The sequence below is a fragment of the Flavobacterium sp. genome (assembly GCF_965262375.1).
GTDB lineage: Bacteria > Bacteroidota > Bacteroidia > Flavobacteriales > Flavobacteriaceae > Flavobacterium.
This window is the reverse complement of sequence record NZ_OZ253527.1, coordinates 2,743,573-2,765,931: the sequence shown is the minus strand read 5'-3', so window position 1 is coordinate 2,765,931 and position 22,359 is coordinate 2,743,573. Positions and strand designations below refer to the sequence as shown.

Genomic DNA, 22,359 nt, shown 5'->3' with positions numbered 1-22,359 from the left:
TGTGATTATTTAAAATAAACCTCCTCCGGAGTTTTGCGATTCATTAGCATCGCGTTGTTTGCGTTGTAAAGCTCGGTTTTTTCCACCACCGAAATTATAATTTAATCCAGCATAAAAAGTGCGGCTTTCCCAATAGAATGAACCTGTTTGATGGTAAGGCACTTTTGCATCAAACGAAAAATGCATATTGTTAAAAATATCATTATATCGTAAAGTTACCGTTCCTTTTCCTTTTAAAATGGTATAATTAGCACCTAAATCTGTTCGATACATAGGCATACGTTCGCCTTGTAAACTAATATCTTTACCTCTATACATGCTAAACAATTGGAAACGTAATACTTTAGAAGCGGTAAATGTGTTACTAATGCGTGCGTTGAAAATGCTTACATCTACTTCTTTATTTTCGTCTAATCCGGTTACCCCGTTTTGAACTGTACCGCGAACTGTTTTGAAATAATTATCAGCAGCTATGTTTGCAGCCCACCATTTTGTGAATTTTAAGTTAGCGGAAGCTTCAATTCCATAAGATTTATTGTCTTTGAAATTTCCGAACGATAAAATTCTTCTTTCAATATTATTAGGGTCAATGTTTGAAATTCGAGATATTTCATCATTTATAAAACGGAAAAAAGTACCGAATGTAAGGCTACCCATTTTTGTAGTACGGGTATAGTTAGCCTCAAGTGAGTTTGTGAATTGTGGGATTAATCCAGGATTACCTTTCATTTCCATTAACGGGGTAGACCATTGACGTATTGGGTTTAATTGTCCTATACTTGGTCTGTCTACTCTTCTTGAATAATTAAAGTTGAAAGAGTTTTTTTCGTTAGGCGTATAATTTAAAAATGCTGATGGATATGTTGTGAAAATATTATCGTTTACTGTTTGCAATTCATTTTTTAAAGTTTTTGAATTGTAAGTAGCAAAAGTTCCTTTTATGTCATACGATTCCACACGTAAACCTAATTGAGCGCTCCACTTTTTCCATTTAGTACTGTAATTAGCATATACTGCATGTATGTTTCTGGTAAAATCAAAATTGCTGTATATGTTTTCACCTATAGCTAAATTATCAAAATTGTTTTTGGTTTGTTGTAATCGAGATTCAAAACCAGTTTCAAGTTTTGTTTTCTCAGTCAAAGGATTCGTATAGTCTAGGTTTAATTGACCATAATCGGTGTTATTGATAATAGCATTTGATCTGTAGAAACTGCTTGCAGGATTGAATCTTAAGTTTTCAAATTGCGTGTTTTCAGTGTCCTTAGTTTTGGAATAATTTGCTTGAAATTCAAGATTTTCTCCTTTTTTCGTAAAATCATGTTTAAATGCTAAATCATAAGTTTGATTTTTAGAATCATTATGATTTGTTGAATTTTGTATGGTGTTTGAATTGATTACGGGATTGGTATAATACACTTCTGTTTTAGTATCGCCATTTAAATTATTTAGGTTTTGATTCGTATAAACAGACAAAGTGTTTTTATCGTTGATGTAATAATCCATACCAATTTTGATTGCATGCGAATTTCCTAGATTTCTGAAAGCAAATAATTGTTGATTCTCTTTTGTAGGATTTTCTGATAACATATCCCCATGGTTTGCGTTAATTCCATGGTTGAATCCGTAATTAGTATATAAATTTACTTTTCCAACTTTGTAGTTTAAGTTTAAAGCGGTGTTTGTTTTTGGAGTTATCCCAAAAGTTACTCCCGTGTTAATACTCCCGTTAAATCCTGTGTTTGCATTTTTATGAAGTATAATGTTAATTAAACCACTCATTCCCTCTGGGTTATATTTAGCGGAAGGATTAGTAATTAGTTCCACTTGTTTAATTGAAGCAGATGGAATTTGTTGTAATAACTGACCTATTTCGATATTAGATGGTTTTCCGTCAATTAATACTTTAACATTTGAATTGCCTCTCAAACTAATTTCTTTGTTTTGCGGGTCAATGCTTATGGATGGGATATTGTTAAGCATGTCAAAAGCTGTAGTTCCTGAAGCAACTAAATCTTTTCCTACATTTACCACTTTTCGATCTATTTTTTGTTCAATAGTAGATCTTTCTTTTACTATAGAAACTTCGTTTAACTGTTTTGCATTTTCCTCTAAGAGAATTGTTTTAAGATTCAGGTTTTTGTTCTCTTCGGATAAAGTGATGGGTGCTTCATATTTTTTGTAACCTATATATTGGATTTCTATAGTTAGGTTTTTTAGAGGTAATTTATCGATGTTAAATATACCGTTATCTTTGGTTATACCACCAGTAATAATTTTAATGCCATCTTTTACTGATACAGTTGCGTACGGTATGGGAGTTCCCGTAGTTTTGTCAACGATCTTTCCATTTACGCTTCCGCTACTTGTGGGGAGCGGGGTAGGAGCTGCCGTTTGTGCAAATAAACTGGTAAAACTAATTAGTAACCAGCTTAAAAGAAAAAATTTTGATTTCATAAAAAGGGTGTTAGTGCTTGTTTAAGTCTTACTAGACTTCTATTTTTAGAACATAAGTACTTATTTTGATTGAGAAGTTACAGTATTTAAGAAATGTTTAACAAAAAAAACGCCTCAGCGGTGCTGAAGCGTTTTCAATCTAATACAATAAAACAATCAAAATTTCTTAAAACATTCCTCCACCTCTGGATTCGTTTTGTTCTCTTTGTTTTCTATCTAAAGCTCTATTTTTTCCACTACCGAAGCGATAGCTGAAATTAAGATTTACAGTTTGACTTTCCCATTGAAAATTTCCATTAATTGCTGCGGGTTCAGTACTATAAAAACGGGCTTTCATGGTTTTGAAAATGTCATTGAAGCGGATGCTTAAGGATCCTTTTCCTTGTAATACATTTAATCGCGCCGCTAAATCTGTTTTCCACATATCTTTGTTAGAAAATTGTAAACCGTTTTGCCCTGCATTGTACATGGTAAACCATATTAAACGGAAATCCTTGTTTAGTTTGAAACTGTGGTTCATGCGAGCATTGAAAAGCTGGTTATTTACGACCTCTTGATATAAAATACCATCTCTTTTTTCAATAACTCCTGTATTTTTGTTAAAATAAGAATCTAAACCAAAATTAAAATTCCACCATTTTTTCAAATTTAAGTCACCTGAAAATTCAATTCCGTATTCTGTATTGTTGTTGAAATTTTTAAATGTCATTAATTGTTTGTTAGGATCATATGGGTTAGAGGTTAAAACCTGATCAATTTCATTGTTAATAAATCTGACAAAAGATGCTGCTGTTAGAGACCCTATTTTAATTTTTCGGGTGTAATTGGCTTCAATTGAATTGGTGAATTGTGGTTTTAATTCTGAATTACCCATTTGTTCGACAGTCAAACCTGTCCATTTTCTAATCTTGTTAACCTGATCCATATTAGGTCTGTCAACTCTTCTTGAGTAATTTAGCGTAAAACTATTGTTGTCCGTTGGGTTATAAGCTATAAAAGCAGATGGATATGCGGTAAAAATATAGTCTTTAAATGTTTCGTCATTAAATCCTACTTTTTTGAAGGTTCCATTTACAGTGTAACTTTCTAAGCGTACTCCTAGTTGGGTACTCCATTTTCCAAACTCTTTGCTATACGTACCGTAAGCTGATTGTATGTTTCTCTTGAAATTAAAATCAGCATCAGGTGATTCATTTACATCAAAAGTGTTTGTTGTGCCATCAAAACGGCTTTCGAGTCCTAACTCAATTTTAGTTGTAGCATTGATAGGGGTAGCATAGTCTATATTTGCTATAAAATTATTTCCGTCTTTTGTAACATTGTTTTTTTGTTTTAAGTTTAAATTTCCATCCTTTATCAAGGCTAATTCTGGTTCCTTGGTTTGATTTAAATTAAATTCAAAATCAAGTGTTTTACCTTCTTTGTCAAATTTATGTTTGAAAGCTAAATTGTACGTCTGGTTTTTTTCAGATCCTTCAACGTCTTGAATTTGTAGTTCACTGGTTAGGTTAGGATCTGCATATATTTTGCCATTAGTAAACAAAACATCAGGTTTGTTAAAGTTTTGAATGGTGTAAAATGAGAGTGTATTTTTATCATTGATATAATAATCAGTGCCAATTTTTCCAAAATGCTCACGATTCATGTTTTCGATGTCGAAGGTCAAATTGTAATCTTGCTTGGTTGGCTCGTAATTGTCCCATGTTATACGACCAGAGTTGATTCTTTTGCCATGATTCATGGAATAAGTACTGTAAAAATTGAATTTATCAAATTTGTAATTCAAGTCTAAAGAGCCATTGAATTTTGGGGTAATACCAAAAACTAAACCTGTGTTTAGGTTTCCATTAAAGCCCATATTAGCATTTTTGTTTAAAACGATATTTATAATACCGCTCATACCTTCTGGATTGTATTTTGCAGATGGATTTGTAATTAACTCAATTTGTTTTATTGAAGTCGATGGAATTTGTTGTAAAACTTGAATAGGAGTTAAATTTGAAGGCTTTCCATCTATAAAAACTCTTACATTCTGGTTACCACGCAAACTAACTGTGTTGTTTTGCAAATCAACATTTACCGTAGGGATATTATTCATCAAATCAGCTGCTGATGCACCGGATGCAATAAGATCCTTACCAACAGTAATTACTTTTTTATCTACTTTTTGTTCAATACTTGATTTTTCTTTAACGATACTAACCTCATTGAGTTGTTTAGATTCACTTTCAAGAACAATCGTTTTTAAATTTGCATTTTTTTCGTCGTTAGTAAGGATAACTTGTGTTTCATATTTTTTATATCCCATAAAAATTACTTCAACGGTAAGTTTTTTTAAGGGCAAATTGTTTACTGTGAATACACCATTTTCTTTAGTAATCCCACCAGAAATTACTTTACCATCTTCCTTAATAGTAACCGATGCAAAAGGTAAGGGTTGGCTGTCTTTTTTGTCAATTACTTTTCCTGATAAGGTTCCGTTAGCATTTATATTTATAGATGCTATTACTGAAGTGGGGGCAGCTGTCTGCGCTTGCATACTTGAAATTCCAAGTATCATGCAAGCTAAAAGTGTTCTTTTTTTCATTTTGATTGATGATTGATGATTGATGATTGATGATTGATGATTGATGATTGATGATTGATGATTGATGATTGATGATTGATGATTGATGATTGATGATTGATGATTGATGATTGATGATTGATGATTGATGATTGATGATTGATGATTGATGATGATGAGACAAATGTATAATAAAAAACAATACTATGCAATACAAAGTACTGTTTTTTGATTAATATTTTGTTATGCTGTATATAGGACGACAAAAAAATATTTTTGTTACAAGATTTAGATAAAAAAAATGAACTCAGATTGTTTAAAGACTTAGTTTAGTTTTAATGATTTGATTTCTAGTGAATAAAAATACACCTATAAGTTTTTAAACATCTTTTTTAACCGTTTTTATTTTGCAATTAGTTTCTGTAGAAAAACTTAAATTCTTATAAAAAATCAGGTATAACGCAATTGAATTTTATTATTAGGAGTAAAATTTTGTACTTCCATCTTCAAAAAAAATGTACTTGAAAGCATGTTTTTTAATGTTCTGCGACTTTAATATGTTACTGATTAGAGAATTTTAACTGATTCTTTTTAAATGAACAGCGTAGTAGCTTGAGTGTTGATTTAAAGCTCTTTTATCTTTTAATGAAGCTTGGTAATTCTGTGAAAATCTCTTTAATAAGTGGTTTTTATGAACTCTGGTTAGATGATTAAAAGTAGATTTTTGATCATTGTGTTTGTCTTTTAGGATTCCTAGCGAAGTATAAGGACTTTTTATAATGTAAAATGATAACTGAAAATATAAAAAAAAGGAGCAGAAAATGTTTTTTCTACTCCTTATGTTGAGTGATTAATTCTTTATCTCTAAAAGACTTTTTTTTAGAAATCTTTAACTAGTCAGTTCTTTTTTGTAAATTATTTAATACTTTCAATTTGAACCATTTCATTGGTGTCAGCTAGGTAGTCAACACCTTCGAATCCAAAACCAAATAGGTTTAAGAAATCATTTTTATAACCCGCTAGGTCACCTATTTCGGTCAAAGTATCTGTATCGGCTTTTGCCCATAATGCTTTTACATTATCTTGTACGTCAACTCGCATTTCCCAATCATCTACGCGAATTCTTCCTTTTTCATCCACAGGAACTTCGGTACCGTTGAATAATCGATCAGCAAATAATCTTTGCATTTGTTCAATACAACCTTCATGTAATCCTTTTTCTTTCATTGTTTTGTATAATAAAGAAATGTAAAGTGGAATTACAGGAATGGCAGAACTAGCTTGAGTTACTAATGCTTTATTAACAGAAACGTATGCTTTTCCATTAAGGTCAGACAATTTTTCAGTAATTTCAAATGCTGTAGCTTCTAAATGATCTTTGGCACGACCTATGGTTCCTTTGCGGTATACAGCTTCTGTAACTTCAGGGCCAATATACGAGTAAGCCACAGTTTGTGCACCCTCTGCTAACACCCCAGCTGCTTTCATAGCTTCCATCCACATCATCCAATCTTCACCGCCCATAACCACTACTGTGTTGTCGATGTCTTCTTGTTCAGCAGGTTGTATAGAAACTTCTGATACTTTTCCAGTATGGAAATCAACGGTTTTATCACTAAAAACTTGACCAATGGGTTTTAAACTTGAACGATGTAAAACCCCTGTTTCAGGATGCATGCGTACTGGTGATGCTAAACTGTAAACAACTAAATCAACTTGACCTAAATCTGCCTTGATCATGTCAATAGTTTGTTGTTTTATTTCTTTTGAAAATGCATCTCCATTAATACTTTTTGCGTATAAGCCAGCTTTCTTTGCTTCTTGTTCAAAGGCTGCCGAGTTGTACCATCCGGGTGTAGCTGTTTTGCCTTCAGCAGGTTCTTTTTCGAAGAAAACACCTATAGTAGCCGCATCGTTACCAAAAGCTGCAGTAATTCTTGATGCAAGACCAAAACCTGTTGATGCTCCTACAACTAATACTCTTTTTGGACTGTTTATTTTTCCTTTTGAAGTAACATAATTGATTTGATTTTTTACACTTTGCGCACAACCTTCAGGGTGGGCAGTTAAGCATATAAAGCCTCTCATTCTAGGTTCTATAATCATAATCTTATTTTAATAAAGTTTGGTTAGCAAATTTAATTTAAAAATTTAGTTAAGCAAGGCTTTTGCATGGGCAATAGCCGAGTCGGAAATGTTTTTGCCCGATAGCATTTCGGCAATTTCGATGATACGTTCCTCTGTTGTTAATAATTTTAATTCAGATACGGTTACTTCCTCTCGATCAGACTTGAAAACTTTGTAATGTTGATCCCCTTTTGAAGCAATTTGAGGTAAATGAGTAATAGCAAATACTTGCATCTTTTTACTCATTATTTTCATGATATTTGCCATTTTTTGAGCCACTTCTCCTGAGACTCCTGTGTCAATCTCATCAAAAATAATGGATGGAAGTTTTGAATAGTTAGCGAGAACTGCTTTAACAGCTAGCATTATTCTTGACATTTCTCCTCCAGATGCTACTTTCTTTAGTAACCCAAAATCAGTACCTTTATTAGCAGAAAATAACAATTGAACTTCATCTTTGCCATTTGTTAAATAATTTGAGGTTGGTTTTATGTCAAATTCAAATCGAGCATTGGCCATTCCTAGTTCGGCTAAAATTGCCGTTATTTGATCTAGAAAAATAGGGGAAGCTTCTTTTCTGTTTTGAGTGATTTTTGAGGCTAAATCATCCAATATATTTTTTTGAATATTTAAAGTGTTTTCTAAATCTGAAATTTGAGTATCTAAACCGTCAGCTATTATGACTTTAGAAGTTAAAGCCTCTTTTATGGCTAATAATTCTTCAACGGTAGCTACATTATGCTTTTTTTGAAGATTATAAATTAATTGTAACTTCTGATTGATTAATTCTAGTTTTTCGGGGTCGTTAATTAGTTTTTCGGTTTGATTTTCTAGATCCGAAACAATATCGTCAAATTCGATTAAAACACTTGAGATTCTTTCAAAAAGTTGATGGTATTCCGTTGAAAGAGTGCTTACTTTTTGTAGTGCCGTTTTAATTTCTTTCAATTGCGAAATTACACCAATTTGCTCTTCATTAGATAACGTTACTGCTTTGACTAAGTTTTCTTTAATTAGTTCAACATTATTCAGCATTTCAAACGCTGTTTCAAGCTCAGCTTGTTCCCCAACTTTTAGGTTTGCTGATTCGAGTTCCTGAAGTAAAAAAGAAGTATAGTCAGATTCTTTCGAAAGCGTTTCTTTGTCAGCTAAAAGTTTTTTTAGTTTCGTTTGTGCCGCTTTGTAAATCTTTAAGTTTGACGTATAACTAGCTAGTAAGTCATGATTGTTCGCTACTGCGTCTAACAAGTTTATTTGAAAAGTTTCCTCAGTTAGTTCTCTAGTTTGATGTTGCGAGTGTATGTCAATTAGAAACTCGCCTAAAGCTTGTAATTCGGTTAAATTGACAGGGCTATCGTTTACAAAAGCTCTTGATTTTCCAGAAGGTAAAATTTCTCTTCGAATAATAGTGAGTGCTTCATAATCTAAATCATTTTCATCAAAAAAAGCATTCAGATTATAATTACCAATATTGAAATGTGCTTCAATAACACATTTTTGTTCTTTGTCTTTTAATGAGCTTAAATCAGCTCTGTTGCCTAAAACGAGTCCAAGTGCACCAAGTAAAATAGATTTACCTGCACCAGTTTCACCAGTAATAATTGAAAAACTATCGGAAAAATTCATTTCCAAATGTTCAATAAGGGCAAAGTTTTTAATAGAAAGTTGTATTAACATGAGGCAAATTTAAAAACTAATTTGACTCCATTTATTAGAATTTGTTGGAGATAATCGGTTTAAAGTTTCAACTAATTGATTTACATCAAATTTAGGGCCTTCGCTATAGATGCTTAAAATTTCATCAACCTTAGTATCAAAAAATACACGGGTTAAGTAAGCATTAGGTCTAACAGCCGCTACGTCTTTTAAGTTAAAAATAGCTTTTTGTATGTTTTCTTTTGCTTTTTTTTGGTTTTCAGCCATTTTATCCAATGCTTCAATATGGTATTCATAAAGTGCTTTACGAAATGGAGCATAGGTGTTGGTTAAAATATCATTAACAAGGTAGTATCTGTTATTTTTTCCAGTCGCATTCCAAGCGGATTCTTGAGATGCTTGAGCCTGTGCTACTATAGTAGATGCAGTTTCAAAAGCTTTTGTTCCACCTTCAAGGGCAAATGTGTCGGCGTCAATTCCTATAATCATATTTGCATAAAAAGCAACTATAGAAATTAGGTTAGATTCGTAACTATTAGGGGTGTATACCAGGTTTTGAAACTCGTTGTATGTAAAACTTAGTTCTTTGTCGTTAAAGTTAAAAATAGGAGTAGTGTAAGTCGAGTTATACACAGGACGCGTAGCAGTAACTTGCAAACTACCTGTAAACTGATTGACATTGTCAAAACTAGTGATATTGAAAAACAGGGAGCAATTTATTTTTTCATTATTTTTAAAAACTTTATCGGTCCATTTAGTGTTATTGATAAACTCGGTAAGTGATTTTTTTAAAGTTTTAAAAATTTGCTGATTCGTAGCCGCAACTTGACTGGTATTAAATTCGACTGTACAATTTAATTCCTGTGCTTGTAGGTTAGAGAAGCATAGAAAAAAGAAAGCTATTAGCAGTTTACGCATAATGTTCTACAATTTTATTTATAATATCTTTTGCTACTTCTTCTTTAGATTTAAGGGGTTGAGGTTCAATGGTAAAGTTCTTTGAAATAAAAGTTACTTTGTTGGTTGGTTTTCCAAAACCAGCCCCTTCGTCATTTAAAGAGTTGAGCACTATCAAATCTAAGTTTTTTTTCTGAATTTTTTGTTTCGCATGTTCAATTTCATTTTCAGTTTCTAAAGCAAATCCTATCAGAAATTGATTTTTCTTTACTTCTCCTAACGAAGCTAAAATATCAGTAGTTTTCTCTAATTCAATAGTAAACGCTGAATCATTCTTTTTTATTTTTTGAGAAGCTACATTTTTTGGTTTATAATCCGCAACTGCGGCTGCAGCTATGGCAACATCTACATTGTTAAAATAGTTATGACAAGCTTCGTGCATTTGAGCAGCTGAAGTAACTCGTACGACATTGACAAGTGGATTTTTAGGTTTTAGATGCGAAGGGCCAGAGACTAAAATTACTTCTGCGCCTAAATTAGCAGCGGCATCAGCAATGTCATATCCCATTTTTCCAGTCGAATGATTACCTATAAAGCGAACAGGGTCAATGGCTTCGTAAGTTGGACCTGCAGTGATTAATATTTTTTTGTTTTTTAGCGGGAGTTTAGAAGTTATATCTTTTTCAATAAAAGACAGTATGTTTTCTGGTTCTGCCATTCGTCCTTCACCCGATAAACCGCTTGCTAGTTCCCCTGATTCAGCAGGGATCATGATGTTTCCAAACTTTTTCAACGCTTCAAAGCTGTTTAGGGTAGAGGGGTGTTTGTACATATCTAAATCCATAGCAGGTGCAAAATAAACAGGACATTTTGCTGAAAGATATGTGGCTAAAAGAAGATTGTCGCAGTTGCCATTTACCATTTTAGACATGGTATTGGCAGTAGCAGGAGCAATAACCATAAAATCGGCCCAAAGTCCCATTTCTACATGGTTATTCCATAATGCCGTTTTTGATGTTTCAGTTGAAGTTGTACTGAGCTCATCATTAAAAAAATTAATGTAAACGGGGTTTTTAGAAAGTGTTGATAAAGTTAGCGGAGTAACAAAATCAACAGAAGCAGGTGTCATGATTACTTGAACCTGGGCACCTGCTTTTATAAAAAGTCTTACTAAATTTGCCGTTTTATAAGCGGCAATTCCACCAGTTACACCTAGTATAATTTTTTTACCACTTAATACCGACATGTAATGCTTTTTTATTTGTTGTTTTTATGATAAATTTTTCCTTCTAACCATTCTTGTACTGCTAAAGCGTGTGGTTTAGGTAAACGCTCATAGAATTTTGAAACTTCAATTTGTTCTTTGTTTTCAAAAATTTCTTCTAAACTATCATTATAAGTAGCAAATTCTTCTAACTTTTCGATCAACTCTTTTTTGATTTCAGAATTAATTTGGTTAGCTCTTCTAGCCATAATAGTAATAGCCTCATAGATATTTCCAGTTGATTCTTCAATTTTGTTTTTATTGTAAGTAACTGTGTTTACTGGAGCTGTTGTTTTCTTTAAATCCATCCTAATATCCTATTTTTGAAATTGTTGTAAATCTTTCTCGATACGAACCAATATTTGGTCGGCTTGTTTTTTGTATTCTGTATCTGCTTTAAATTTCATTAAAGCATTGTAAGCCGTTTTGGCATCATTTAAACGCTCTTGCATTTTGTTATGGATACTGTTTATAGCTAGTTGATACGTTGAATCAAATTTATAAAATAATGCTTTTTCCTTAAAAGTAGTCCCTGGATAATCTACTATAAAGTTTTCAAATGCTTTTATTGCTGCTTTGTAATCAGAAATAGTATTGAATTGTTTTGCAATTTCAAACGATTTTTTCTCTAATTTATACTGCAATCCAGCCATTATTTTGTTTGCTTCTGGTAAATAAGCAGAATTTGGGTATCTATTGATAAAATTTTGTAACTTATCAATAGCCTTTTCTGTATCTCCTTGGTCTAAGGAATAGACTGGCGATAATTCTGAGGTTGATTTAGCGCCTAAAAAAGCTGCTTCCTCTGCAAATTTACTTTTAGGGTATAAAGCATTAAAACTTTCAAATTGATAGCTAGCCAAATAAAACTGTTCTGTTTTATAGTATGACTGCGCATATTTATAAAACATGTCTTCTGCATCCGATTTGCCTCGATAGGCGGGAGCAATTTGTTCAAAAAGCCTAATGGCTTTGTTGTACTTTTGTTTGTCGTATTTGTGTGTGGCTGCAATCAATTTTACAGCTGGATCTTCAGATTTTAATGCTTTTTGGTATTCACTACAAGAAGTGAATAAAACAGCTATTAGAAATCCATTTATAAATTTATTCATAAACTTCTTTAGCGATATTTTATGTTTTAGCTTGTTTTTTATCAAGCAAAAACAAGGATGCAAAGTTATATATTAATTTTTTACTTCAAAACTTTATTTTTCTGCTAATTAGATATTTCTTTTGTAAAAGTATCTAAACGTTTAGCTAAATCGTCATTTACATTCACTAAAGGTAAACGTAAGGTTTTTTCAGACAAACCTAAAGAATAGAATACTTCTTTAATACCTCCCGGATTTCCTTGTTCGAATATCATGTCAATACTATCCATTAATTTATAGTGTAAAGCATAAGCTTCGTCTACTTTTCGGTCTAATCCTAAACGTACCATTTGAGAGAATTCTTTAGGGAAACCTTCGCCGATAACCGAAATTACACCTGCACCACCGGCTAATACCATAGGAAGCGTAATCATATCATCACCTGAGATTACTAAAAAATCTTTAGGTTTGTGTTGAATTAACTTCATTGCTTGTACAATATCTCCTGCTGCTTCTTTGATTCCTATTACGTTTTGGCATTCCTTAGCAATACGAATTACGGTTTCAGGAAGCATATTGCTAGCAGTTCTTCCAGGAACATTGTATAAAATTATTGGCAGTGGCGAAGCTTCTGCAACCAGTTTGAAATGTTGAAAAATACCTTCTTGTGTAGGTTTGTTATAGTAGGGAGAAACAGATAATATTGCTTGAAATGCAGAAAGGTCTTTGGTTTTAAGTTCTTCCACAATTTTCATGGTGTTGTTGCCACCTACACCTAGTACTAAAGGCAGTCTGCCTGCATTTGCTGAAACAATGGTTTCAATTACTAATTCTTTTTCTTCATTTGATAAAGTTGCGGATTCTGCTGTAGTACCTAACACAACTAGGTATTCTACGCCTCCTTCAATTACATGATTTACAATTCGTTTTAAAGCGTCAACATCTACTGAATAATCTTTTTTGAAAGGTGTTACTAGTGCTACACCTGTGCCTATGAATGCTTGCATGATTAAATTTTGTTTAAAATTTTTAAATATCGAGTTAGTTCTTCAACAAATACTTTATAGTTTTCGGCATTGGTATTAATCATTAAATGATGTAATCTTTTGTCGATCGTTGAAAAACCTACTTTAAATAAAGCTTTTGAATGGTGAGTAATTAATAATAATGGTGTTTTCTCCATATCGTAATAACTTATTAATAAGTCAAATGGAGTGTTAATAAAATCAGTAATAGACTGTTTAGAGAAATCTCCTTTCCAGTTCATGTCTTTATGACTGAAAGTAGGAGTTTCTGAAACGTTATTTTTATTCATTTTGTCATTAAAAACTAAAATGCTGATGTTATCGCGTTTAAAACCTTGGTTAAGGAGTTCATTGATGAGTTCATTTTTGTGAAAAAAGTAACTTTCATCGATTAGAATTCCAACTTTTTGTATCTTATTTGCTAAATTTGATGTAATTACCGGTTTTAAAGTAGTTTTTAATAATTTTTTAAGAGAGAATTCTTTTAAATACTTTATAAACATATTACTTTTGTCGCCTTGTTTCTTTTGAAACGATTAATGTTAACAAAATTTATTTTGCACAATTATTGCAAGGTAAAAGTATAAAAAAGAGAAGGAATAAATGAAACATTTTGGTTTAATTTTAACGTTATTGACTATTAGTGTTACTACAAATGCACAAAATGTGGTAACGGAAATTCATGGAAAACAAATTAAAGTTGACTCCACAGTAGGAGTAGTTGCAAAAATTGAAAGGCTTGTTTCGCCTTATAGTGCTAAGATTAATAAAGAGTTAAATAAGGTTTTAGCTTATAATCCTATGGTGTTAGATAAGTCTAGAGGTGCTTCAAATTACCAAAGTAATATTGGTGATTTATTTGCTCAAATTATCTTAGATAAATCAAATAAAGTTTTGATGCAACGTGAAAAGTTAACGGCCGATATTTCTGTTTTTAATCATGGTGGAATTAGAGCTATTTTACCCATAGGTAAAGTTACTACTCGCAATGCTTTTGAAATTATGCCTTTTGAAAACTCAGCTGTAGTGTTAGAAGTAAAAGGTCAAATTATTTTAGATTTTGTAAATTATTTTATTAAAGAAAAAAAACGACACCCAATAGGTGGTATGACCTTTGTTATTGATGCCGAGAATAAGCCTAAAAATATAAAAATTGGCTCGGCTGATTTAGATTTGGAAAAAACGTATTACATAGCTACAAACGATTATTTGGCTAATGGAGGTGATAAAATGGACTTTTTTCTAAAAGCGAGTAAGAAGTTTGTTTTAGATTATAAACTTAGAGATATGTTAATTGATTATTTTATAGATGTGGAAATGGTTACCGTACCACAAGCAGTTAAAGTTGTTAAAGAATAAAGATAAAGTAGAATTGATTATGAGAAGAAGAGATTTTTTAAAAAACACAGCAGCAAGTTCGGCTTTATTAAGTTTGAGTGGATTGTCTTTAAGTAGTTTTACAACAAATCCTACGATTAAGAAATTAACGGTTTTGCATACGAACGATACGCATAGTCAAATAGATCCTTTTCCAAAGAATCATCCAAGAAACCCTAATATGGGTGGGGTGGCTAGAAGAGCAGCTTTAATTGAGACTATTCGTAAGGAGGAAGAGCATGTATTACTTTTAGATGCAGGTGATATTTTTCAAGGAACCCCATATTTTAATTTCTATGGAGGTGAATTAGAATATAAAGTTATGAGTATGATGAAATACGATGTAGCTACAATAGGGAATCATGATTTTGACAATGGTTTGGAAGGGGTTTTAGCTCAATTGCCTAATGCTACTTTTGAATTTGTTTCGGCTAATTATGATTTTAAAAATACAATTTTAGATACACATGTTAAACCATATAAAATATTGAACAAAGCTGGGATCAAAATCGGTATTTTTGGTTTAGGGGTTGAGTTAAGTGGTTTAGTAGATCCTAAATTGTATAAAGAAACTAAATATTTAGACCCTGTAGAAATTGCAACGGATACAGCGAAGCAATTAAAAGAAGTTGAAAAATGTGACCTTATTATTTGTTTGTCGCATTTAGGTTTTGAATATAAAAACGAACCTGAAAAAATTTCAGATTTGAATTTAGCTAAAAAAACTAGAAATATAGATCTTATTATTGGTGGACATACGCATACTTTTTTAGAAAAACCTGTCATTCAGAAAAATTTAGATGGGCAAGAAGTATTAGTCAATCAAGTGGGAGCTTACGGGATAAACTTAGGACGTATTGATTTTTATATTGATGAGTTTAAAAATGTAACTCCAGGAGGAAGTCGAAAAATTGTTATTTAAAAATAGAAGAGGCTGTCCAAAAAGTTTAGGACAGCCTTTTTCTTTACTAAAATATTCGGACACCTATCGGAGATAGTTTTCATATAAGCGATTCTCAAGAACTAGCTTCGACTTTTAGGACACCCTCTTTATTTTTTTCTTCTCATAGGGAATTCTTGAGATTGTATTTTAGTTTTAATTTTGCCATGTATTGATGCTAGTATGCTGTCTTTTTTAATTAGTTGATAGCGTATTAAGTTAGGAAAATCATGTTTTGGATTTGAAAAATCAATTTGATTCGCTTTAATTGTGGTAGCATAAAAGGATGTTGGTTCTTCATTCTTGATAGATACTATATAAAATAAAGAATCATTACGTTGTTCAAGGAGTACATTTTCATGGAATAGGGTGTCTTTTTCTTTTAAAAGCAAGCTTTCAGCAACAAAAGTAGAATCAGAGAGTTTTTCCCATCTTTCTGTAAATACCCCTTCTTGAGAAGTATGCGTCCAATTGCCTAATAACCAAGTTGCTTGTTCAATCAAAAGAAAGTGTTTGTTTTCTTTTTTGAAATTACAATTTAAAAAAGTTAGCAGCGAAGCGATAAATATTAACTTTTTCATAGCGTGGAGATTAGTGAATTAAAAATACAATTTAATTTTTGAAAAATGAATTCTGTAAACTAAACTCTTTTTATTAATTTTGCACTCCAAAATATAGAATTAGAAAATGTTAGAGAGACTACAATATGTAAAGCAGCGTTTTGATGAAGTGTCAGATTTAATTATCCAGCCGGATATTATAGCTGATCAGAAACGTTATGTACAACTAAATAAGGAGTATAAAGATTTAAAAGCATTAGTTGAAAAACGTGATGAGTATGTAAATCTTGTGGGTAATGTTAATGAAGCTAAAGAAATTATTGCTGACGGCTCTGATGCGGAGATGGTTGAAATGGCAAAAATGCAATTAGATGAAGCTCAGGAACGTTTACCGCAATTGGAAGATGAAATCAAATATATGTTGATTCCTAAAGATCCAGAAGATGCTAAAAACGTTATGGTAGAAATTCGTGCCGGTACAGGTGGAGACGAAGCTTCTATATTTGCTGGCGATTTATTCCGTATGTATACTAAGTATTGCGAATTGAAAGGATGGAGAACTTCTGTTGTCGATTTGAATGAAGGTACAGCGGGTGGATTTAAAGAAATCATTTTTGAAGTAACTGGTGAAGATGTATATGGTACCTTAAAGTTTGAAGCGGGTGTACACCGTGTGCAACGTGTACCACAAACAGAAACTCAGGGTAGGGTACATACTTCTGCAGCTACAGTAATGGTATTGCCAGAAGCGGAAGAATTTGATGTACAAATTGATATGAATGATGTTCGTATTGATTTCTTTTGTTCGTCAGGACCTGGAGGGCAGTCCGTAAATACAACAAAATCGGCTGTGCGTATGACGCATATCCCTACAGGATTAGTAGCGCAATGTCAAGATGAAAAATCGCAACATAAAAATAAAGATAAGGCTTTATCGGTTTTACGTTCTCGTTTGTACGAAATGGAACTAGCTAAAAAGCAAGAGGAAGATGCTAAAAAGCGTAATTCACAAGTTAGTTCTGGTGACCGATCTGCAAAAATTAGAACCTACAACTATCCACAAGGACGTGTAACAGATCATCGTATTGGGATGGATATTTTTGATATGGATGGTGTAATGAGTGGTAAAATTCAGAAATTTATTGATGAATTACAACTTGTAGCGAATACAGAAAAACTGAAGGAATCTGAAGTTTATTAATACATAAAAAATACCTATTCGTAGGTATTTTTTTATGCTTTTAATATATATAAATTTGATTGACAAACAATTCTCATATGAAAAATAAATTTTTAAAATTGCTTTTTCTTGCTTCGCCTATTTTGGGATTTTCCCAATCGTATATAGGTTTTAATCAAGATAATTATAACGGTGTTCACGGACTTTTAGCGAATCCAGCGAACATAGTGGGGTCGCCATTTACTACCGATATCAATCTTGTTTCATTTAACGCATTAGCAACTAATGATTTTTATAGTGTTAAGTTATCTGATATTTTAAAAGGAGGGTATGAATTTGATAAACAAGCCAACAAATTGTTTAATTCAAATAATAATTTTGCCCTGAATGCTGATGTGATGGGACCTTCGTTTATGTTTAACATAAAACCTAAACATGCAATAGCAGCTTTCACACGTGCACGTGCTTTTGTAAATGTGGTTGGAATAAATGGAGAATTGTTCGATAAGTACGATACTAATTTTAATGCTACAAAAGATTACGCCATCAATGCGGGGGATTTGAATTTAGCCATGAATAGTTGGACAGAATTTGGATTGTCCTATGCTGCCATTGTACTACAAAATGAAAAATTTTTATTAAAAGCAGGTTTAAATGTTAAATACCTTCAAGGGTTTGCAAATACGTATGCCTATGGTAAAGGTTTAACTTTTAATTATAAAGCGGATACAGTAAATCCAAAATCGAGTTATGCTACTGCCTCAGGAGAAGTGGTTTTTGGTGGAACTAACGATTTTAAAAATGTCGCAGATGATTTTAAATTTGATAGTACTTCAAGAGGTTTTGGTTTTGATTTAGGCGCATCGTTTGAAATTAGTAAAGATCAAAAAGTGCTTCAAGGAGTTCCTAATTATACTTTCAAATTTGGTGCATCAATAACTGATATTGGTTCAATTTTGTATAAAAAGAACACTCAAAAGGAATACTTGTTTGGAAATCAAAAGGTGTTTTATGATAGTTTGCAAAATGCTGGTGATTTAGAAACTACTATTAAACTTTTTGATGCTAATCCTGTTGTTGCAAGTTCAACAAAAGCCTTGTTGCCAACCGCATTTCATCTTAGTGCCGATTGGAACTTTTTTAGAAAATTCTATTTAAATTTCAACGGAGATTTTAACATGGTTGATAAAAAGCAGTTGAATCAAAGTTCTATTGCTAATACTTACACTATAACGCCTCGTTACGAATCAAAGTGGTTTAGCTTCTATTTACCAATAAATTATATGGAATATAGAGGAACCATGGTTGGTACAGGTTTACGTTTAGGACCACTAGTTGTTGGTTCAGGTAGTTTATTGACTAATTTCTTTTCAGAATCAAAAGGTGCCGATGTATATTTAGGTGTAAAGATTCCTGTATACAGAGGTGAGAAAAAAGTGAAGGAAATTAAGGAAGAAATGCCTAAAATTGTTGAAGCAAAAATGGTGCCTGATGAAGTTAAAGTAGAAATTAAAGATACAGATGGAGATGGTTTGTTAGATAATGTTGATCAGTGTCCTAATGAGCAAGGTCCCAAAGTTAATAATGGTTGTCCTTATAAAGATGAAGATAAAGATGGTATAGTAGATCCAGAGGATAAATGTCCAACGCAAGCTGGACCAGTAGAAAATTCAGGTTGTCCTTGGCCTGATACCGATGGAGATAGTGTTTTAGATAAAGATGACAAATGTGTAAATGTAATTGGTACTGTTAAAAACAATGGTTGTCCAGAGGTTACTGAAGCGGTAGTGAAAAAATTAAATGATTACGCTAAAACGATTTTATTTGATGCTGGAAAAGATAGTTTCCAACAAGTAACTTTTCCGGTTTTAGAAGCTATGGCTGCCTTGTTAAATGAGTATCCTACAGCTAAATTTTCAATTGAAGGGCATACTGACGGTGATGGTCCAGCTGCTTCAAATTTAACTTTATCTGAAGCTAGAGCGACAGCTGTTATGGCTTATTTAGTTGAAAAAGGAATTGATGTTTCAAGATTAAGAGCTACAGGTTATGGAGAAACAAAACCTATTGCACCTAATAACACTAAAGCGGGTAAGGCTTTGAATAGAAGGGTAGAAGTGAAGTTATTGCCATAAAACTCTCAACAGACTAAATATTTCAAATTACAAAGGGCTACTTTTACAGTAAGCCCTTTTTTTATCGCTTTTAGATAAAAAGGATCGAATGAAAAAAATAATGTCTGAGGTATTGCTGAGTTTAGTTAACTCCATTTCATTACTAAAACTACTAAAACTGACGATAACTTACAAAATCGTGGTTATTGTTTGTTCGAGTGCAAAGCGTATCGAGAGCTAATTGCTTTGTTTAAATGGGTTTATCTGTGTCATAAAAGAGGAGCATCCTTGAAAAATGCTTCCAAAGGAATACGTGTCTGAAAGTTTTTTGATAGACCAACCAAGTAGGGTTGCCTATTTCACAGACAATGTGCTAAAAGATAGTATCCAGATATACGTAACCAATTATTCGTTTTACGCAACTTGTATTTTTAAATTATCAAAACCCAACCGAGTTTCTATGGAAGTTTCCTAGCTTTTAGTTTGTTTCCACTAAACTATAAAATTTAAAAGTAAAAAAGCTAGGGAAAAACCGTAAAAATGAATTTTAATGCAAAATTACTCTACCACCACTTCCATCAACCAATAATTGTCAAAAAAGCGGTTGTTAAAATTCGAAAAATAATCGGTTTTGGCAGTTGCTAGGTCAGTGTAATAAGCCAAATAAGTGTAATGGTATTGGTTGATTGGATTGATAAACGACTGAGGCGTAAATCCCTTTTTGCGTAAAAAATCCAAGTAGTTGCTCGCGTTAGAGGGGATTTCAAATACATTGGCTACCAAATAATAGCCTTTTTTCAGGGTTGAGGTACTGTTTACTTTTATCGTACCTATCTCTTTTTCACTGCGGGCTTTATCCTTATACGTGGTGGTTAAGGCTTTTCCTGTATGTTGGATTTTCGCTATCCAATATTCTTGAAAATAACTGTTGTTGATATTACTAAAATAGGCTTTTTCAACTTCTTCTTGGGTGGCATAACGTTGTAAACTCAAGTAATGGAGCTGGTTGTCTGGGTTTTTGTAAATATAAGGGCGTAGTTTTTTAGAGGTTAATTTTTTAGCAAAATCCTCGGCAAAAGCTTTGTTTTGGTAGGCATTGGCTATAATATAGTAGCCTTCTGGAGCCACCGTGGCATCAAACAAATAAGTTTTTATCTCTTTAGCTAGGCGTCCTGACAAGGTTATTAACTTCGTGGGAGTTTCGGTTTTTGAGATGGTTGGAGTATTGGGTGTTTCCTTTGATACTACTGTGGGTTTTGGAGATTCTAAAACGACTTTAGGTGTTTCAATAGCAGTGGTTTTTACTGTGGTTTGAGGTTGTAAGGCCAGTGCTTTTTCTTTGGCAAAGGTTTCATCCACTTCAATGCTGAACCCCACGTTGGTCACGTAAAATTTATCACCCACCGAACTGATTTTCAAGTTCACTTGGTCAATAGCTACAAACGATTGGTCTTTAAACTGAATTTTTTCCAAAAAAACATCATACCCCAAGGTGTTTAATGAGGCAGGCTCACGCTCCATAAAATCCTGTTGAAACATGGTAATTCGGCTATTGAAAACGTTTTGTCCACTGCGCAAAGGGGTATTCAAATAACTCCATTTGGCTGTGCCTGGCGTGTTGATGCGCAAATTGTCGCCTTCTATGTTCAAATCGCCTTCCAGTGTTGCCATGGTGAGTTTTGGCGTAATTTTTCCTGTTGTTGGTGTTTTGAAATCTTTAAAAACCAAATCAACGGGTTTGTTGTAGATGTACGAAAATCCGTCATACAAACTGATGTAATGGTCGGTTTCAGCATCGGATTGATACACGACATACAATACCCAACCGCCTGCGCTTCCGCCTTCAATTTTTTCTTGACTGGCTTGAATATTGGCAACCGTATAAGCGCCCCAAGGATTTTTTTGAACAAACTCGGTCACATTGGCAAAACACACATAAGGCGCATTGACTTTGTGTTTGGGGTTTTCATTACTATCGTACACCATTTCGCCTTGAATGGTGAAATAGTTATCGTAGGCTGGGGTTTTGAGCTGTATTTGTGTTAACGGATGCTTGTCGAGTACGCGTTCCTTTTCGGGTAAAGTGGCGGACCAATACAGACCGGCAAAAACAATTTGGTCTTTTTCGTGTATGGGTTTTAGCGTGGCAGTACTGGACGAAAAGGTGGTCTCGTCGGTATCTACATCAATGTACACCATCGCCACTTGGTCGTTTAGTTTGGCATTGCTCCCCGTTTTGTCGTAGGCTTCGTTGGCATTTTTACCTGATTTTTTACCTACAATACTGTTGGCAATAAAGGTTACATCGCCCTTTAAATATTTTTGAAAACGAATAGCAAAAGGTTTTTCTTCTTGAGCTGTTAGGCTACAAGAAACCAAAAAGAACCACCAAGCGGAACAGTGACGAAACATATTAGGCTGTTTTTTGGATTACTTCAAATAAAGCGCCGTCTTCACATTTTAAGGTTTTTGAAGGATATTTCATCAAAAGGGCATAATCATGGGTTGCCATTAAGATGGTTTTTCCATTTTGATTAATCTTGCGTAGAACTTCCATGACTTCCATACTGGTTTGTGGGTCAAGATTACCTGTAGGTTCATCGGCTAAAATCAATTCAGGGTCATTCAATAAGGCACGGGCAATAGCCACACGTTGTTGCTCACCTCCTGATAATTGGTGTGGCATTTTGTGCGCAAAGTTTTTCATGCCTACTTTGTCTAAAACTTCATCAATTTTAGTTTGCATATCGCTTTCGTCCATCCAACCTGTAGCTTTTAATACGAAATGTAGGTTCGCAAAAATAGAACGGTCAGGGAGTAATTTGAAATCTTGAAATACGATACCAATTTTTCTTCTCAAAAAAGGAATATCATCGTCAATCAAACCGTTTAGGTCATAATCAACTATAGTACCTTCTCCGTGAGTTAACGGCAAATCAGCATAAAGTGTTTTCATCAAACTACTTTTTCCAGAACCTGTTTTTCCAATGACATAGATAAATTCTCCTGGATTTACACTCAGGTTCACATCCGATAAAATTTGATTGCCTTCTTGATATATAGTAACGTTATGTAACGATAAAATGGTTTGTGACATAGTTTAGG

18 protein-coding genes are annotated in these 22,359 nt (G+C 33.1%); 4 read left to right on the top strand and 14 right to left on the bottom strand.

Annotated features, from left to right (window positions below):
• Nucleotides 1–9: 9 nt before the first annotated feature.
• The 11 genes from ACQY29_RS12620 to ACQY29_RS12570 form a co-directional block, all read right to left on the bottom strand.
• Nucleotides 10–2,457, bottom strand: a complete 2,448-nt coding sequence (locus ACQY29_RS12620; RefSeq protein ID WP_428225536.1) for a TonB-dependent receptor domain-containing protein — start codon at nt 2,455–2,457, stop codon at nt 10–12.
• Nucleotides 2,458–2,623: 166 nt separating this feature from the next.
• Nucleotides 2,624–5,044: a TonB-dependent receptor domain-containing protein gene (locus ACQY29_RS12615; RefSeq protein WP_428225535.1), complete on the bottom strand. Its 2,421-nt coding sequence runs from the start codon at nt 5,042–5,044 to the stop codon at nt 2,624–2,626.
• Nucleotides 5,041–5,289 carry a hypothetical protein gene (locus tag ACQY29_RS12610; RefSeq protein ID WP_428225534.1) on the bottom strand — a complete coding sequence of 83 codons (249 nt, stop codon included), beginning with the start codon at nt 5,287–5,289 and terminating at the stop codon, nt 5,041–5,043. Before ACQY29_RS12610 ends, ACQY29_RS12615 begins: the two co-directional genes overlap by 4 nt.
• 649 nt (nt 5,290–5,938) lie before the next feature.
• Complete coding sequence (gene fabV / locus ACQY29_RS12605) at nt 5,939–7,129, bottom strand: enoyl-ACP reductase FabV (RefSeq protein ID WP_428225533.1); 1,191 nt, start codon at nt 7,127–7,129, stop codon at nt 5,939–5,941.
• A gap of 45 nt (nt 7,130–7,174) precedes the next feature.
• Entirely contained in the window at nt 7,175–8,827 is a 1,653-nt protein-coding gene (gene recN, locus ACQY29_RS12600; RefSeq protein WP_428225532.1) for a DNA repair protein RecN, read from the bottom strand.
• Between the two features lie 9 nt (nt 8,828–8,836).
• Nucleotides 8,837–9,724, bottom strand: coding sequence for a DUF4835 family protein (locus ACQY29_RS12595; RefSeq protein ID WP_428225531.1), 888 nt, complete (start codon nt 9,722–9,724; stop codon nt 8,837–8,839).
• Complete coding sequence (coaBC, locus tag ACQY29_RS12590) at nt 9,717–10,949, bottom strand: bifunctional phosphopantothenoylcysteine decarboxylase/phosphopantothenate--cysteine ligase CoaBC (protein ID WP_428225530.1); 1,233 nt, start codon at nt 10,947–10,949, stop codon at nt 9,717–9,719. The genes ACQY29_RS12595 and coaBC overlap by 8 nt, the downstream gene beginning before the upstream one ends.
• 11 nt (nt 10,950–10,960) lie before the next feature.
• A complete protein-coding gene (locus ACQY29_RS12585; RefSeq protein ID WP_428225529.1) occupies nt 10,961–11,275 on the bottom strand; it encodes a DNA-directed RNA polymerase subunit omega in 315 nt (104 codons plus the stop codon).
• 9 nt (nt 11,276–11,284) lie between these two features.
• Nucleotides 11,285–12,079 carry an outer membrane protein assembly factor BamD gene (locus ACQY29_RS12580; protein WP_428225528.1) on the bottom strand — a complete coding sequence of 265 codons (795 nt, stop codon included), beginning with the start codon at nt 12,077–12,079 and terminating at the stop codon, nt 11,285–11,287.
• A 104-nt stretch (nt 12,080–12,183) separates the two neighbouring features.
• A complete protein-coding gene (dapA, locus tag ACQY29_RS12575; protein WP_428225527.1) occupies nt 12,184–13,065 on the bottom strand; it encodes a 4-hydroxy-tetrahydrodipicolinate synthase in 882 nt (293 codons plus the stop codon).
• 2 nt (nt 13,066–13,067) lie between these two features.
• The gene (locus tag ACQY29_RS12570; RefSeq protein ID WP_428225526.1) at nt 13,068–13,586 is read right to left on the bottom strand and encodes a DUF6913 domain-containing protein; all 519 of its coding nucleotides are present in this window, start codon (nt 13,584–13,586) and stop codon (nt 13,068–13,070) included.
• Nucleotides 13,587–13,686: 100 nt separating this feature from the next.
• Here ACQY29_RS12570 and ACQY29_RS12565 point away from each other — a divergent pair, with 100 nt between their 5' ends.
• Nucleotides 13,687–14,442 carry a 5'-nucleotidase C-terminal domain-containing protein gene (locus ACQY29_RS12565; protein ID WP_428225525.1) on the top strand — a complete coding sequence of 252 codons (756 nt, stop codon included), beginning with the start codon at nt 13,687–13,689 and terminating at the stop codon, nt 14,440–14,442.
• Nucleotides 14,443–14,461: 19 nt separating this feature from the next.
• Nucleotides 14,462–15,382: a bifunctional metallophosphatase/5'-nucleotidase gene (locus ACQY29_RS12560; protein ID WP_428225524.1), complete on the top strand. Its 921-nt coding sequence runs from the start codon at nt 14,462–14,464 to the stop codon at nt 15,380–15,382.
• Nucleotides 15,383–15,510: 128 nt separating this feature from the next.
• Here ACQY29_RS12560 and ACQY29_RS12555 read toward each other — a convergent pair whose 3' ends face one another.
• A complete protein-coding gene (locus ACQY29_RS12555) occupies nt 15,511–15,981 on the bottom strand; it encodes a DUF6265 family protein (RefSeq protein WP_428225523.1) in 471 nt (156 codons plus the stop codon).
• Between the two features lie 106 nt (nt 15,982–16,087).
• Here ACQY29_RS12555 and prfA point away from each other — a divergent pair, with 106 nt between their 5' ends.
• On the top strand, nt 16,088–17,161 hold the full coding sequence (gene prfA, locus ACQY29_RS12550; protein ID WP_428225522.1) for a peptide chain release factor 1: 1,074 nt from the start codon (nt 16,088–16,090) through the stop codon (nt 17,159–17,161).
• 77 nt (nt 17,162–17,238) lie between these two features.
• On the top strand, nt 17,239–19,275 hold the full coding sequence (locus tag ACQY29_RS12545) for a DUF5723 family protein (RefSeq protein WP_428225521.1): 2,037 nt from the start codon (nt 17,239–17,241) through the stop codon (nt 19,273–19,275).
• Between the two features lie 537 nt (nt 19,276–19,812).
• Here the strand turns inward: ACQY29_RS12545 and ACQY29_RS12540 are convergent.
• Nucleotides 19,813–21,666 carry an SPOR domain-containing protein gene (locus tag ACQY29_RS12540; protein WP_428225520.1) on the bottom strand — a complete coding sequence of 618 codons (1,854 nt, stop codon included), beginning with the start codon at nt 21,664–21,666 and terminating at the stop codon, nt 19,813–19,815.
• Between the two features lies 1 nt (nt 21,667).
• Nucleotides 21,668–22,351, bottom strand: a complete 684-nt coding sequence (locus ACQY29_RS12535) for a cell division ATP-binding protein FtsE (RefSeq protein WP_428225519.1) — start codon at nt 22,349–22,351, stop codon at nt 21,668–21,670.
• Nucleotides 22,352–22,359: the final 8 nt, after the last annotated feature.

What these genes read in the sequence shown, in the direction of transcription:
- ACQY29_RS12555 (WP_428225523.1), bottom strand. Translation starts at nt 15,981, where the DNA reads ATGAAAAAGTTAATATTTATCGCTTCGCTGCTAACTTTTTTAAATTGT.
- ACQY29_RS12580 (WP_428225528.1), bottom strand. Translation starts at nt 12,079, where the DNA reads ATGAATAAATTTATAAATGGATTTCTAATAGCTGTTTTATTCACTTCT.
- coaBC (WP_428225530.1), bottom strand. Translation starts at nt 10,949, where the DNA reads ATGTCGGTATTAAGTGGTAAAAAAATTATACTAGGTGTAACTGGTGGA.
- recN (WP_428225532.1), bottom strand. Translation starts at nt 8,827, where the DNA reads ATGTTAATACAACTTTCTATTAAAAACTTTGCCCTTATTGAACATTTG.
- fabV (WP_428225533.1), bottom strand. Translation starts at nt 7,129, where the DNA reads ATGATTATAGAACCTAGAATGAGAGGCTTTATATGCTTAACTGCCCAC.
- ACQY29_RS12620 (WP_428225536.1), bottom strand. Translation starts at nt 2,457, where the DNA reads ATGAAATCAAAATTTTTTCTTTTAAGCTGGTTACTAATTAGTTTTACC.
- ACQY29_RS12570 (WP_428225526.1), bottom strand. Translation starts at nt 13,586, where the DNA reads ATGTTTATAAAGTATTTAAAAGAATTCTCTCTTAAAAAATTATTAAAA.
- ACQY29_RS12585 (WP_428225529.1), bottom strand. Translation starts at nt 11,275, where the DNA reads ATGGATTTAAAGAAAACAACAGCTCCAGTAAACACAGTTACTTACAAT.
- ACQY29_RS12540 (WP_428225520.1), bottom strand. Translation starts at nt 21,666, where the DNA reads ATGTTTCGTCACTGTTCCGCTTGGTGGTTCTTTTTGGTTTCTTGTAGC.
- ACQY29_RS12595 (WP_428225531.1), bottom strand. Translation starts at nt 9,724, where the DNA reads ATGCGTAAACTGCTAATAGCTTTCTTTTTTCTATGCTTCTCTAACCTA.
- ACQY29_RS12615 (WP_428225535.1), bottom strand. Translation starts at nt 5,044, where the DNA reads ATGAAAAAAAGAACACTTTTAGCTTGCATGATACTTGGAATTTCAAGT.
- ACQY29_RS12560 (WP_428225524.1), top strand. Translation starts at nt 14,462, where the DNA reads ATGAGAAGAAGAGATTTTTTAAAAAACACAGCAGCAAGTTCGGCTTTA.
- prfA (WP_428225522.1), top strand. Translation starts at nt 16,088, where the DNA reads ATGTTAGAGAGACTACAATATGTAAAGCAGCGTTTTGATGAAGTGTCA.
- ACQY29_RS12565 (WP_428225525.1), top strand. Translation starts at nt 13,687, where the DNA reads ATGAAACATTTTGGTTTAATTTTAACGTTATTGACTATTAGTGTTACT.
- ACQY29_RS12535 (WP_428225519.1), bottom strand. Translation starts at nt 22,351, where the DNA reads ATGTCACAAACCATTTTATCGTTACATAACGTTACTATATATCAAGAA.
- dapA (WP_428225527.1), bottom strand. Translation starts at nt 13,065, where the DNA reads ATGCAAGCATTCATAGGCACAGGTGTAGCACTAGTAACACCTTTCAAA.
- ACQY29_RS12545 (WP_428225521.1), top strand. Translation starts at nt 17,239, where the DNA reads ATGAAAAATAAATTTTTAAAATTGCTTTTTCTTGCTTCGCCTATTTTG.